At 55.2% G+C, this 14241-nt stretch carries 9 protein-coding genes; 2 read left to right on the forward strand and 7 right to left on the reverse strand.

The genetic code is table 11. From position 1 onward, the window contains the following. Positions 1-54: 54 nt before the first annotated feature. The 4 genes from AC2Q8J_RS10180 to AC2Q8J_RS10195 all read right to left on the reverse strand — a co-directional run bounded on the left by AC2Q8J_RS10180 (position 55) and on the right by AC2Q8J_RS10195 (position 6883). Positions 55-2514, reverse strand: a complete 2460-nt coding sequence (locus tag AC2Q8J_RS10180; protein ID WP_286837504.1) for an efflux RND transporter permease subunit — start codon at positions 2512-2514, stop codon at positions 55-57. 169 nt (positions 2515-2683) lie between these two features. Continuing rightward, positions 2684-4288, reverse strand: a complete 1605-nt coding sequence (locus AC2Q8J_RS10185; protein ID WP_372878074.1) for an AMP-binding protein — start codon at positions 4286-4288, stop codon at positions 2684-2686. A gap of 17 nt (positions 4289-4305) precedes the next feature. Further along, on the reverse strand, positions 4306-5541 hold the full coding sequence (locus AC2Q8J_RS10190; RefSeq protein WP_486451205.1) for a thiolase family protein: 1236 nt from the start codon (positions 5539-5541) through the stop codon (positions 4306-4308). 13 nt (positions 5542-5554) lie between these two features. After that, on the reverse strand, positions 5555-6883 hold the full coding sequence (locus AC2Q8J_RS10195; RefSeq protein ID WP_486451206.1) for an acyl-CoA dehydrogenase family protein: 1329 nt from the start codon (positions 6881-6883) through the stop codon (positions 5555-5557). 82 nt (positions 6884-6965) lie between these two features. Here AC2Q8J_RS10195 and AC2Q8J_RS10200 point away from each other — a divergent pair, with 82 nt between their 5' ends. Further along, complete coding sequence (locus tag AC2Q8J_RS10200) at positions 6966-8069, forward strand: AraC family transcriptional regulator (protein WP_486451207.1); 1104 nt, start codon at positions 6966-6968, stop codon at positions 8067-8069. Here the strand turns inward: AC2Q8J_RS10200 and AC2Q8J_RS10205 are convergent. Further along, positions 8042-9049 carry an AraC family transcriptional regulator gene (locus tag AC2Q8J_RS10205; protein ID WP_372878080.1) on the reverse strand — a complete coding sequence of 336 codons (1008 nt, stop codon included), beginning with the start codon at positions 9047-9049 and terminating at the stop codon, positions 8042-8044. The genes AC2Q8J_RS10200 and AC2Q8J_RS10205 overlap by 28 nt on opposite strands. Positions 9050-9223: 174 nt before the next feature. Between AC2Q8J_RS10205 and AC2Q8J_RS10210 the strand changes: the two genes are divergently transcribed. After that, positions 9224-10336, forward strand: a complete 1113-nt coding sequence (locus tag AC2Q8J_RS10210) for a saccharopine dehydrogenase family protein (RefSeq protein WP_027873352.1) — start codon at positions 9224-9226, stop codon at positions 10334-10336. Between the two features lie 131 nt (positions 10337-10467). Here AC2Q8J_RS10210 and AC2Q8J_RS10215 read toward each other — a convergent pair whose 3' ends face one another. Further along, the gene (locus AC2Q8J_RS10215; protein WP_424142602.1) at positions 10468-11556 is read right to left on the reverse strand and encodes a hypothetical protein; all 1089 of its coding nucleotides are present in this window, start codon (positions 11554-11556) and stop codon (positions 10468-10470) included. Positions 11557-11628: 72 nt separating this feature from the next. Further along, a complete protein-coding gene (locus AC2Q8J_RS10220) occupies positions 11629-14019 on the reverse strand; it encodes a hypothetical protein (protein ID WP_486451208.1) in 2391 nt (796 codons plus the stop codon). Positions 14020-14241: the final 222 nt, after the last annotated feature.

The raw sequence follows: 14241 nt of genomic DNA on the forward strand, positions 1-14241 counted from the left end.
ACCTCCGGGTGGAACCCTTGATTATCTTTTTATTGATTGTCGGTCAGCTCAGGCTCAGCTGACCGCCTCGGCCCTGATTGCAGCGCGTTGCTGAACGGCTGCGCGCTCGTCTTCTTCTAAAAGTTTGCTAATGTCCATGCCCTCGCCCAAGACCAGAATGTCTTTGCTGGACACGAATTTCGGCTTCATTACCCACACCAACAACGGCAGCACTACCAGCGCGATCACCATGTTGATCAGCATCACCAGCACCAGCAGCAAGCCCATGTCGGCCAGGAATTTCAGGCCGGACAGGAAGTACCAGGGGAGAATGCCCAGCAGCATGATGCTGGCGGTGAACATGATGGCTTTACCGGTAGTGGTCAGCGCTGAGGTAATGGCCACGCCATAGTCCTCACACTCGTGATATTCCTCACAGATGCGGCTGAGCAGATAGATGCCGTAGTCGATACCAACGCCGACACCAATGGCAGCAACCATCAGCGAGTTGATGTCCAGACCAATGCCCATGAACGACATGCTGGTGGTTAAAATCATGTTGGACAGGTTAACCGGGATCAGCAGTACCACACCGGCAACCACCGAGTGATAGGCATAGCTCGACACCGCCAAAATGACCAGGTTGAGCAAACCCATAATCAACCAGTGGTAACGCTCTACCACATGGTTAATGGCCTGTTGGATAGCGATGGTGCCGCTGCCGAGGCGCACAGTGAAAGCGTCGTGGTCTGCACCCACTTGCTCCACGGCCGCCCGCGCAGCCGCCAGCGCGTTGTCGACGGTGTCTTGTTTGTTATCGGCATACCAAAAGGACACAGTGGAGTTTTGCAATTCAAAGTCCACGACATTCGAGAACGCTTTGGGGCTCGTTCCCATCAGTACTGCCGACGCCGCAGCGTTAACGGCTCGGTCGTTATTGTCCAGCGGCAACCACTTGCTGTGGCCACCGGAGATCAGCCGGTTGGCATCCATTAAGTAATCGGCAAAAGACAACGTCGCCCGCGGTGCGTGCTCGCCCGATTCCATAATCGACTGCAGCTGCAACATCGTTGCCACCGCATCGGCTTGTTTGGCCACGCGATCGCTTCCGCTGTCGCCCTTCGCCTCCAGGATCACTTCGAGGGTATTCACACCGGGGAAGTGATTATTGATCTGGGCCACCGATACGTTGTACTCAGAGTCCTCCCACAACAGGTTGCTGCCCTCCACCGGATTACCGATCTGAATACGCATCGAGTGGTACAGCGAGAACACACCCACCGCGATCACCACAATCATGGTGTAGGGAGCAATACGACCTTGGGACAGGCGGGAAATACTGGCTAGTGCTGCTTTCACCTTGCCGTGAAAACCACCGGAATGATCGCTGACAATCTTTTTCAGGTTGCGCGGCTCAGGCAGCACTGACAGCAACAGCGGCGCAAGAAATACCCCAGTCGGCGCTAACATCATTGCCCAGAAACCGCAGAACAGCGCGAAGCGTTCCATTGCCGGAATCGGTGCGATAGAGATCAGGAAGATACCCGCAGCGTCGGTGATAATGCCCAGAATAGAGGGCGCCATCATCACGCTGGTTGTTAAACCTGCGGCTTTTACCTTGTCGCCGAGTTGATCGAAAATTTCATAGAAACGCTCGGTGAATTGTACGCAGTGACTAAACGAACGCGCGATCAACAGCAGCGGTACAATCATCAACAATGGCTCGATCGGCATCTTCATCCATCCGGCAAAACCAAAGCCCCAGATCGCGGCCACAATACTGGCAAATATCGGTGTAACAACACCCGCCATGTTCTGCGTATACAGCACCAGGGCGATGACTAATGCACTCAGGGTAATGGCGAAAATACCGATCATTTGATGCTGGTATTCATAGACCCAACCGGTCAGTGCTGGCTGGCCCGCCATGTATACATCGTGATTCGCATCCGTCGCATCATCGGCCAGCTTTTTTACAAAGGCGAAGGCCTCACCGTAGTCCAGGCGCTGCTCAATAAATGTTGCGGTTACCAATGTTGCGGTTTCGTCTTCTGAAATAAGAAACCGACGTGCATTCGGCGACTTGCGAACATTGTCTTTAAATTGCTGCACTTCTTCGGGCGTTGCCGGCACCGAATCACCCATCAAAGGCTGGGCGTCAATACCGAAAGGCGTCGCCTCTGCATAGCGCGCTTTTGCCGATGCGATCGATAGTATCTGGTCGTGATCCACCCCCGGCGACAAGTCTATGTCGCGAGTGAGATCCCAGACTTTTGACAGCGTTTCAGCATTGTATATATCGCCGTTTTTATTCTTCACCATCAAGGTGAATGTCAGTGGATTACCGAAATTCGGATGGTCCTTAAAAACATGAATAAACGGGTCGTCCTTGGGAAGCAGGTCTGAAAAAATGGTTTCTAAACGGACATTTTTCAAACCGGCGGCAAAGAACAGGGTTATTGCGAGAAACAATATCGAAGCAATTATTCGGTGCTCAAGCACCGCCATTGCAATTCGGCCTCTTATATTATTCATCTTGCCGGTCCTTCAAGATCGCGGAAAATTAGTCATTAATTTTCCCGCGTATTATTTTTTTTAACGTATCAACGAGAACGTGATTAGCAGTCAGATTAATCGCTTATTAAAAGGCCGGTAATGCCTGTTCCCGACCCTTTTGCTGTTAATTTACGACAGCGTTTTCCAGCTATGACGCGAAGTCATAAACATGATTTTTTTGCTCTTGGAAAAGCTGATAACAGAAGCGCGCCTGCGGTTTTTCCGAGGCGGTTTTCGGTATTTCTGACATGACCTGGATGTAGCTCGGCAGCTCTGTTCTACCCAGCACGGCTCGACAGTGATCGAGTAGTTTTTGCGGGCTGAACAAACACACATCCACCGGCACTACCGCGGCAATGACATCTTTCTCGCCGGGCACACCACTGGTGGCGGGAATACCATAAACAAAAACATCGGCGACATCGGGATACTCGGCGATGGTTTTTTCAATTTTTGCGGTATCGATAAATTCGCCATTACGGCGAATTTCATCACCCTTACGGCTGTCGAAATAAAACCACCCGTCCTCATCACGGTGACCAATGTCGCCGGTAAAGAACACGCCGTTTTGTACTTTCTTCGCCGATGCTTCTGGATTTTTAAAATAGCTTACTGCCAGTGTGGGTTGCCCTGGCGCCGCCTCGAACACAATTTCGCCGCGCTCATTCGGGGCGCATTCGCGGCCGTCTTCGTCGATGACTTTGGCAATCAGGCTGGCGGGGGGCTTACCGATACTGCCGATGGGGCCACCCGGTGGATTAAAGGTCATCCCACCTTCGGCGGCCCCGTAAAATTCGAACAGCTCAACGTCGAAACGACGTTTGAAATCTTCCCATATTGCGGCGGGCATACCCGCACTGAGAATATAGCGAACCGGATTATCGGCATCGTCGGCTTTGCGCGGCTCACTGTATATTGCCGTGGTCATGCCGCCGAGCAGGTTAAACATGGTGCAGCCATAGTGGCGGCAAATATCCCATAAACGGGATTTACTAAACTTGCGGCTAATGACCCCGCGCAGGCCCATTTTTAACACATTGCCCAGGGTAACCAGTTGCGCGTTAGCGTGGGTTAGCGACAGGCCGGTGTAGGGCCTGTCGTCTTCCTTCAGCCCAATTGCGGGGCCGATCGATGCCACATTATCAAAACGTGTATAGGGCGCGCGTATCGCTTTTGGGTCGCCGGTGGTGCCAGAGGTATACAGCATTTGCATAACCTCGTCGGCGCTTTCTACCCGACAGGCACGCTCTTCATAGGGACCGGAAATCACGTCGCTGTATCGTGCCACGCGCTCGTCAGCCGATTGCAGGCTAACCTTCTCGCCGGTATCCATCACCCAGATCCAGCGGATCTGCGGCATGTCCTTACACACCTGGTAAACGCTATTAAAGCAGTAGTCTGCACAGACCACGCCCGAGCACTCGGCCCAGCTCAGCATATAGCGCAAACGGTCGCCGCCGGTACGCGGATCAATCGGCACGTATACCGTGCCCGCCAGCGAGCTGCCAACCATGCAGTCGATAAATTCCGGGTGGTTTTGCATCACTAAAGCAAAGCTACTGCCGCGCTCCATGCTCTGCTCCAACAAGGCCTGGTTGACTCGCTGGCCTTGTTCCCACAAATCGCGGTAGCTTCGCTTTTCATCTTCAAAGCCACCACAGGGTTTAATGTTTACAAATGTCAGCACGTCCAGATCGGGCTGTTGCTGCATTTTCGCCTCAATTAAATTGGCGAATATTCGTTGATCTTTCATGGTGTCCCCCAACAGTCTTATTCTTTGGACAAAATGCTTAACACCAGCGCAGCAGCGTCGCTGCCAATGAAGCCGCCGCCGTTTTCAGCCAGAGCATGCTTCGCGCCGTGAACTTGTCGGTCTCCCGCCTCGCCGCGCAGCTGTGTTACCAACTCGACGATTTGGGCGGCACCGGTGGCGCCAATCGGGTGACCCTTGCGCATTAGCCCACCCGAGGTATTCACCGGCACGCGGCCGCCCAGCGTGGATTCACCGCGAGCGACAAAGTCGCCGCCTTCGCCTTCTGCACACAGGCCGAGGTATTCGTAGTATTTAATTTCAGAGATCGCCGAAGCATCGTGCAGCTCTACGCAGTCGATATCGTCGGCGCCGATGCCCGCTTGCTGATAAATGGCTTCCGCGGCCTGCGGCACCATTTCCGGCTCGTCGTCAACGCGGTCCCAACCACTGTGCAGAGAAGAGGCGCGTACGCGCACGCAGCGCGACATACCCAGCTCTCGCGCTTTCTTTTCACTCACCATGACCAGCGCCGCCGCGCCATCGCCAATGGGTGCGCACATTGGCAAGGTCAATGGGTCGACAATCGCACGCGCCGACAAGACGTCTTCGGCGGTAATACGGTGGCGAAATTGGGAGAGCGGGTTGAGGCTGCCGTGAATCGAGTTCTTCGCCGACACCGCCGCCAGTTGTTCACGGGTGGTGCCATACTGGTGCATATGTTCACGCGCCCAGGTGGCGTAAATATCGATAAACAGCGATCGACTGATACCGGCCTGGCTCATATCCAGGTCCATGCCGATGGCGGCATTGCGGGCTTGCAGGCCTTCTCGAATACTGTCCATCTGGTCGATATCCACCGCGCCGGTAAATACCGAAAAGGTTTTTTCTTTATCTTGGTGATAGAGCTTTTCGTAACCACACACCAGCACCACATCGTAGACGCCGAGGCTGATCATGGTGGCGGCTTGCTGAAAGGCCGTCGCCGAGGTGGCGCAGGCATTTTCGACATTGATAACAGGGATGCGCCCAATGCCCATGTTGCGCAGCACCACCTGGCCTGGCACACAGACTTGGCCGGTAATAACCGCCGCCGCGCCATTTCCCATGTAGGCGGCGTTCAACTCAGAGGCTTCCACATCAGCATCGCGCAGCGCCTGCTGAATAGCAGCGCCGGCGAGCTGACTCAAACTCTGGTCAATAGCATTCCCAAAGGGCGTCATGCCGACGCCCGCAATATAGGCTTTTTGTTCCACGGGGTTCTCCGGCTTAGTTGCCCAGTTTTTCTTCGTCGATCAAGTAGCTGCCGCCCTTAATAGCGAGCACTTCGTTGCAGCCGTCTTCAATCATTGATGCGCGGGCATCGCGGAGCATTTTTTCCATCGGGTACTCGCGAGTCAGGCCATTGCCGCCGAATATTTGTAGCGCATCGCTGCACACTTCAAAGGCCTGTTGCGTGCCGGTGGTTTTCGAGAACATGGCTGAACACAGCGAGGGAATCGCCGTTGCCGGGTCGTTGTTGTAGTCGAGGGCACGACGCGTCACTGCGCGCGAGGTCTCCACCTTGCGGAACATATGGAAGAGGCGGCTTTTCACCGATTGGTGATGAATAATCTGCGTGCCACCGGCAACGCGCTCGTGAGCGTAGTCCAGCGCCATGTCCGCAGCCGCCTGCGCCAAGCCAGTGAAAGTAGCCCCCATCAGTGCGTTGGCTTCAGCGTGAATGCAGTACACCGCGCGCTGGTAATCTTCAGGACCAGCCAGTAGATATTTGCGTGGCAGTCGTACGTTGTCGAAGAAAATTTCACCCTGGTTCAGCGCGCGCTGCCCCATTTTATCCAGCGGCTTGCCGCGAGAGATGCCCGGCAGGTTCATCGGAAAAACCAGCACGCAGCCATTGTGCGGATCAACACCATTACCGCTGTCGGCCGCGCAGTACAGAATACAAACGTCGGCGATCACGCCATTGGAAACCCACGCCGCTTTCTGGCCATTCAGAATAATGTCGTCGCCCGTCAAATCTGCAACCAGATTGGGGCGGCAGTACTTGCCACCCGGCTGAGCGGCAGCGCCGTTGGGGTCGAGCATGTCTGAACCGTGGTCGGGCTCAGTAATACCCCAGCAGCCAAGCATCGTGTCGGGGAATTCTTCCAGCAGGTCGGCGCGACCAAATTTGGCAGACAACCACTGCGGCAAAATACCGGCACCCACAGAAATCGCCAGACCGGCGTCGCCATAGCCCAGCTCTTCAAACAGTATGCTAAACAGCAGGGCGGCCTCGCGCGGCGGCATCTCTGACAAGGCTTCAATCGTTACGCCCAGCTCCAAGTACTTCTCACGGAATTCCCAAAAGCGCGAATCCTTGGCAATCACCTCTTCCGGGCTCAGCTTATCCAGTTCAATACCAATGGGGCGCACCACGTTAATCGCAAAGTCGCGCAGGGTTTGTTGGAATTCAGCAATATGCTCGGGCAAACTCGCCTCGGCACCTGAGATGGTCAGCTTGCTTTTGGGGGTAGCGGGCCAGCGGTACAGAGGGGCTTCTAAGTTGCGGTAGTCAACATCCACAGGGCCTGTGGCAAGAGCGGTATCGTTCATGACATTTCCTCTACTTCGTTATGTTTGTTATGTGTAAGCGATATCGATGTGAGGATAGTAGCCAGCGCCCCGGCAAAGTTAGATGTTTACAGCAGACAATCTGGTTGTTAATTTACGACAGCAATTTTCAGCGCGTGACGTGTTCATGGAGATTCGATCTTCTTTATCAGTGCCGCCGGCCAGACATCTTGGCTACGGTCTAAACCCCCTGATTACCCTGCTCAAGGAGCATGGTGCAGACCCCTTGCTGGTGCTGGATAAAGCCAATATTCCACCCGAAGCCTTGGACAGCCCTACCTACCAACTTACCCCACAGCAGGAATTGAGGTTTACCTCCGAGGTGATTCGCGCACTGGATAAGCCCGAGCTGGGACTGGTGGTGGGCAGCCGCTATCACCTGTCGGCGTATGGCTTATTGGGACTGGCGGTGATGACCAGCGAGAACCTGCTTCAGGGTATGCAGGTGCTGTATAAAAATATTCTGATGACGTGGACCTATATGCAATGGATAACCACCATTCGCGACGACCGCGCCTATATCAGTTTGGAACCACTGCGCGACCTCGGTGACAGCCACCAATACATGATTGATCGCGGCCTGGTCGCCTCGCATATTATTTTTAAGGAAGCCCTCGGCCAGCCCATTCCCGTGCACGAGGTGCATTTACGCCAGCCGGAACCCAGCTACGCAGAAGAGTACCGACGCTATTTCAACTGCCCAGTGTATTTCGAAGCTGCCGAAAACTGCTATGTCTTCGACAGCGCGCTGCTGTACCAAGAATTGCTGCAGGCCGAACCGGAAACTGCCCGCATTTACGACAGCCAGTGCGAAAAGATATGCGAACAACTGGCCAAGAATTACACCTTCTCGGACGTGGTGCGCAATCAAATCCTGTCATCACCGCGGGAAATTTTTACACTGGAAACCATCGCCGATCGCTTAGGCATGACCGCTCGCACGGTGCAGCGCAAGCTCAGCCAGGAAGACAGCAGCTACAAAACCATTCTGGAAGACGTGCGCAAAAACCTGGCCGTGGAGTACCTGCAAACCACCTCATTTACGCTGGAAGAAATTGCCGTGCGCCTCGGCTATGCGGACTCATCCAGCTTTTGCCATGCCTACAAACGCTGGACCGGTGTTAACCCCGGCGAGCGCCGTCAGGCTGCGGGTGCGCCGCGAAACTGAGAGGGCGGACAGCCCGACCAGCGCCGAAAGGCATGGCAAAAGTGAGCGGCATCGCTATAGCCCAGCAGCGATGCCACCTGCTCAATCGACATTGCCGTGCCCTGTAAATACTCCCGCGCCAACTCATAGCGCAGGTCATCAACAATTTTTTGATAGCCACTACCGCTCGCACTCAGCCGCCTCCGCAGCGTGCGTCCCGAGATATTTAACTTTTCAGCCACCGCCTCAATACCCGGAAAGTAACCCGGCCTGAGCAACAGCATTTCCCTCACTTCATCAACAATATTGTGCTCTTCCGACAGGCGCGCCTTGATGCGCTCGCAGCGGTCGATGCACAGCGCCGCGGTATCGCTGTCGCACTGCAACAAGGGTGTTTCCAATACATCGAGGGAGAAACGCATGGCGTTCTCTGTTGCGCCAAACGTGGGAGCCACGCCAAACACATCCCGGTAACGACTCAACTCCACCTGCCGGGCGTGGCGAAAGCACACCTCAGCAGGGTGGAAGTCATCGCCCAGCAAGCCGCGCAAAATCATGAAAGTGGCGGTCATTTCCCGCTCACTAAGCATCGGCACATCTTCGGCGTGGTAGTCATCGGCAGCCATGGCCATCACCACAAAGCCGTCTTCAACGCGCATGTGATGCTCGTAAAACGCAAAACTCAGCTCCACAAAGTGGTAGGCCAACTTCAGCGCCTCGCGCATTGTCGAGGCACTCATCAATGCGTAGCCATACAAGCCAAATACGCTCAGTGGATAGCAACTGCCCACATACAAACCAATACCGGGGTCACCGCTCACCCGGCGCAGGTTGCGCAGGAAGGTCAGCTCCTGACTGAGGTTAACGTGCTGTTCCGGGCGCTCCAGGATCGACAGCGACAAACCCGTGGCTGTGAGCGACTGCGCGACAGAAATGCCCTCGCTGCGCAGCTTCATCAACGGCGCAAGAATGGTTTTGGCAGAGTGGTATTTGGGCTTCATGGGTCACCGATTTTTTGCTCACGCTAGCATCGCTGTCCTCATTTCGCAAATAGCTGTCCTCATTTCGCATTCAGACGAGAGCATCACTTAATTAACGTAATTAGCGACGCAAATCGCCGCTCAGGCGGCGTGGCCAAGTACTCACTGAAAAACAAAAATTACAGGAGCAAGACCATGTCAGAAGCACCCAAAATTCTCATCTATGGCGCAAGCGGTTACACCGGCAAACTCGTGGCCGAGTGCCTGGCGCAGCGCAACCTGCCCTTCTACTTTGTTGGTCGCAACCAGCAAAAACTCGAAGACGCCCTCGCCATCGTGGAAGAGCGACTGGGCCACAAAGCCCCCGCCACCATCGTTCGCGCCAGCAACGACAAAGCCGAATTGGCGCCACTGTTTGCAAAAGTGGAAGTGGTTATCAACGTTGCCGGCCCCTTCATGCAGCTGGCATGGCCGGTGGTTGAAGCCTGCCTGGAAAACAACTGCCACTACCTGGACACCACTGGCGAGCAAGACTTCGTGATCGCCGTTCGCGACAAATACGGCAAGGCTTTCGCCGACAAAAACCTGTTGCTCAACCCCGCCAACTCCTACATGTGGGCAGCGGGTGCCCTGGCCGCTGAAGTTGTACTGGAAACCGAAGGCGTCGACACTCTCGACATTACCTACCAGATCAATAACGCGCTGCCTTCGCAGGCCTCAACCAAATCCTTCCTGCGCATGGTAAACAACCCGCAGTACATGATTAAAGAGGGCGAAATGGTTGAGTGGCAGGGCGACCGTCACTTCACTGTTTGCGTTCCCCACCTGTCGCAGCCGGTGCTGGCCCTGCCCTGGAGCGGTGGCTGTGAGCCCGCTTGGTACGAGCACGACGACCGCGTGCGCAACTGTCGCGTACTGACCGCTTTCGGTGATGAAATCATCGAAAACGTCGTTGCGGTTATCCATCGCTTCAACGAAGAATCCAAGGGCATGAGTCAGGAAGAGAAGGAAGAGCTCACCAACCGCTACGGCGATGAAATGACCCCCGCCGAGCCACCCAAAGACGATCGCGACCTGCACCGCACCGTGATCACCTGTATTGGTCAGGGCCGACAAGTGACGACGGTGTTCCCGCTGTCGCTGAACGCTCCGTATACCTTTACTGGTGAAATCTGCGCCGAGGCCGCCCAACGCCTGCTCAACGGCCAACTCAAAGCCGCCGGTTTCCAAAGCGCCACAGGGGCATTCGGACACCGCGAGCTGCTACAAACCTTCCACGAACTGGGTTACACCAACCTGCCAGCGTAAAACTAACAAGCCCCGCTTTCGCGGGGCTTTTTGTTTGGCTGACGACGGCTTAAGAATGTAAGAATTAAGGCGAGTAAACGCCGCGAATCGCGGTCAGGGCAGCAGGCAAAACAAAACCGTTGATCTGCCGCCTAAAGCCGCCACGTGTAACTCAAACTTAAACCGAAAGCTTTCGCATCACTCGGTTTGATGGCGTCGCTTTTTAGGTCTAATTTCAAGCCCTGATAATTTACACCCAGCATCAGCGCCTGCTGTTCTATATCCACCCCCAGCTGCCACTGCGTCCCGCTACTCACCCAAGACGCATGAAGCTGTGGGAACAGGTATTTGTCGACACTGCGCAGTCCAGCAGTGAGTTGCACACTGCCGCGCCATTGATGGCTAAGCATGGCGGCAATCCGGCGGGGCAGGGTCTGACTGTGGTCGCGATAGGACTCAATCCCCGACACCGTCGGCTTTACGTCGATAAAGCCCTGATCGTCGTAGCTTACGGTATCGCTTATGGCTGTGGCTCGCGTGTAGGTAACATCTCGCCAACGGATCTCTGACACCAGGTCGCGGGCACGCACATCCAGCGTCCATCGCTCGGCAAATGGCCAGCTCAGGTCAAGGTCGAGGCTGAGGCCATTGCCTCGGACATTTTCCTCTTCGCGCTTTAGCAAGGCATCTCGGGAATAGTTGTAGTCGAGGACAAGATCGGCCTCGACCTTGTCTTCAAGGGTGCGCAGCTGGCCACTCAGCGTGCCATCGGTCAGCTCTTCCGCACGGAGGTAGTTGGCGCGCAGTTTCAGTTTGGCCTTACCCGGTAGCGAAAAATAATAGCCAAGCCCTAAGCCCTTAGCGCGCAAGTGGTTGGGCTCGATATACAGGTGATAGTTACGCTGCTTATCCAGTTCTTTGTCGTTTTTATCAGCATAGGCGACTTCTGCGGTGTCATTGCTGAATTCCAGGAAGTAGTCATAGCGATAAAAGGCGCTCACTTCCCAGTTGCCGTCGCGTTCGCCGACTTCAAATTTATTGTGAGTGAAGGCGAGATCGCCTCGACTGAAGCGCGGACCGTTTAGGTCATCTAATAGCTGCTTTATCGGCGCGATTTCGCTATAGGCATCGGATTCTGCTTGGAAATAAAAAGCATTTTCGGCATGGCTGAGCGGCATGCTAAGTAGCCCTGCCAGCAATACGATTACTGAGTATGTACGTGTATGGGTTTGCGCTTTCACGGTAAACGCTCTGTGTAAGAAATAGAAAAGGGAGGCTAGGCCTCCCTGTTTACGTTTATTTAACGCGCTTACTTAGAACGATTCAAACTCGCCATCAGTATAGGTGATAACCGGCGCGCCGGCGTCTTCATCTATGTCGGCATATTTTACGCCGTCCTGCTCAATGGTACCGCTCAGTTCGCCGTCGGCATCTTCCGTCAGGGTCATAACCACATCGTTGTGGTTGCTAACGGTAACGCTGCCACCCTCAGGCGCATCCTCGGAGAGGTCTGCGGTGTGGGCAATTATCAGCGTATTGCCACTGTAGGCAAGCTCAACATCCAGATCAGCTTCTTCAAGGCCGGTGCGGGTTCCCGTCGCTGTGAGCTTCACAAAGTCGGCTACGCCGTCCAGCGCGATATCAAAGCTGACTGCAATGGCGGCACTGGCGTATTGCTCAGCGCTTTCCTGCAAGCTGCAATCGTAGCTGGCATCCCACTGGTAGGGCTCATCCATCGAATAGGAGTAGCTATACTCGTCTGTGCAAACCTCGTGGATACCGTCAGCTTGCAGAGCCAGGCTGGCGTTGAAGGCATCACCGTCGTTGTCGGCAATGGAACCCGACAGTGTGAGTTCAAAGCCATCAACCATTACCGTGCTTTGGCTATTGTCGTAGCCGCTACCGCTTGCCTCTTGCCAATTGGACTGGTCTCCCCACTCCTCAGAGTAGTCAGAGTCGAAACGCTCAACGCCAAGCTCCAGGCCGCCGCTGAACGTCACCGTCTGCTCACCTTCCAGCGCTGTTTCCAAACTGCCATTGATAATGGCGCGCAAATTGGTAACGGTGAATTCGTCGGTATATTGGCCGTCATACTGGTAGCCGTTTGCTGACTGAGTGTCGGTTTCGCTGCCGCTCCACTCCCCGACCAGGCTGCCTTCAAAAAGCGAGCCTTCGGCGATGGTAAAGGTCACGGTATCCGTGCTGGCTGAGCCGCTAAGCTGCATATCCGCCGTAATTTCCGACGTGCCAGATTCGGTGGTTTCCGTGGTGCCATTCTGCGGGCCTTCAATGGCCACCGCACGCGCGGTTTTCACCTCACCAGCCTGCTCTTGCTCAGCAGGGGTGAACTCGGTGGTCTCGGTGCTTTGCTCATCGATCTCCGAGTCATCCAGCGCCGTCAATACAACCGCCGCACCGTTAATGGTTTGATCGACGCTGTAGCGAATGCCGCCTTCCACTTGTGCAATGGCAACGGTGACACCCTCTTGCTCGAAACTTTCGGGCAGCGGCTCTTCATCCGCCTTGGCATCTTGCACCGCCTCAAAGGCATAGGAAATGGCGTTCAATCCCATCGCCGCCGCTTCCACAACGGCAGAGGCGTCAGTGGACAACACATCGCTGGCCATACCCACTTGCTTGGCAAAACCAGTCAAGGCCTCGCCGTCTTCACCCTCTGGTTCTAGGAAGGCGGCCGTGCCAACATTGCGCAGCTGCTTAACGAAGGCCTTGCTCGCCTGCAAGCCCTGCGAGCCGACATCATCAGGCACATCACCCTGACTGGGTGTCGTCGAACCGTTGGTTTCCGCATCGCCCTCTTCAACATCAATCTCAGTGGCTAGTGCATCAATATCTTCATTGTCTGCCCCGTCGACCTCGGCGACTTTATCCATCAATTCCTGAGCAGCTTCGAGCAGCTCTTCCACAGAAACAGAGGGGTCGCCGTCCTCTTTGTCGGCCATCCCCGTCGACTTATACTGATTGGCAAATGCCGTGAGGGCGTCTTCAATGCGCCCGTCTGCCAGCGCGGCGGCAATGGCCGCTGCGGCTTTCACGTTGTATTCCAGCGCCTCTTTGCCCGCCGCATTCAGTGACTCGGCATTGGTAATGTCGACAATTGGCTGACTCAGCAAGTCGCTGCTTGCCAGGCCAAGTTTATTGGCCACCTGGGCATTGGCTGCAATGGCTGCGTCTCCTGCACGTGCACCAGCGGCGACTTTCTGCAAACCCAGTGCGGCCGCGGCGCTAGTGAGAGGAGTGATGCTGGCTGACACAGTACCCGAGGCAGAAGGCAGCATGGCCTGCATGCTAAAGTCGGCCGCCAATGGGTAATCATCGCCGAAGCTAACCGTTGGCGTGCCTTGGCTGTCACGCTGGCAAACCGCCAAGTCACAGCGCATGGTGGTGCCATCTTCTGCGGTAATTTCTATCAGCAGAGCGCCGCCCTGGTAATTGCGATTAAGGGTCAGAGAATAGCTGCCATCGTCCGCCGTTGTGGCTGGTTCAGCAACGCTGCTGCTTTTGTCTACCGAGCCATCGTCGGCAATGGCGTAGGCGTTAACCACACCACCGATAACAATACCTTTAGACGCACCACCGCTGACAGTGCCCGGCGAGCTGCTACCACCTCCACTGCTGCTACCACCGCCGCCACAGGCGGCTAGCGTGGCAGTGATGGCGGAAGCCAGAATCCAATTCTTATTCATTGCTATTCTCCAGTACAACATGCGGACGGTCGGTACAGACAGCCACAGCATCGCGACGCCAAATTAGCGATACTCTGTGTTGAGGCTGAAAACGCGGCTGCGTCATAGGACTCGTCCTTGATTTATATGAGGGCGTGTAACGTGGCTGTTCTCTGGCTTCCCTTCCGTCGACAACCGCTTGCGCACTAAAATCACACAGGGGCAATATTTAGCAGCGCACTA

Source organism: Spongiibacter sp. C9W (assembly GCF_057370015.1).

Bases quoted from the DNA above. Each gene is read 5' to 3' on its own strand.
- AC2Q8J_RS10185 (WP_372878074.1), bottom strand. From the start codon at position 4,288: ATGAAAGATCAACGAATATTCGCCAATTTAATTGAGGCGAAAATGCAG.
- AC2Q8J_RS10205 (WP_372878080.1), bottom strand. From the start codon at position 9,049: ATGAAGCCCAAATACCACTCTGCCAAAACCATTCTTGCGCCGTTGATG.
- AC2Q8J_RS10200 (WP_486451207.1), top strand. From the start codon at position 6,966: ATGTTTACAGCAGACAATCTGGTTGTTAATTTACGACAGCAATTTTCA.
- AC2Q8J_RS10210 (WP_027873352.1), top strand. From the start codon at position 9,224: ATGTCAGAAGCACCCAAAATTCTCATCTATGGCGCAAGCGGTTACACC.
- AC2Q8J_RS10220 (WP_486451208.1), bottom strand. From the start codon at position 14,019: ATGAATAAGAATTGGATTCTGGCTTCCGCCATCACTGCCACGCTAGCC.
- AC2Q8J_RS10180 (WP_286837504.1), bottom strand. From the start codon at position 2,514: ATGAATAATATAAGAGGCCGAATTGCAATGGCGGTGCTTGAGCACCGA.
- AC2Q8J_RS10195 (WP_486451206.1), bottom strand. From the start codon at position 6,883: ATGAACGATACCGCTCTTGCCACAGGCCCTGTGGATGTTGACTACCGC.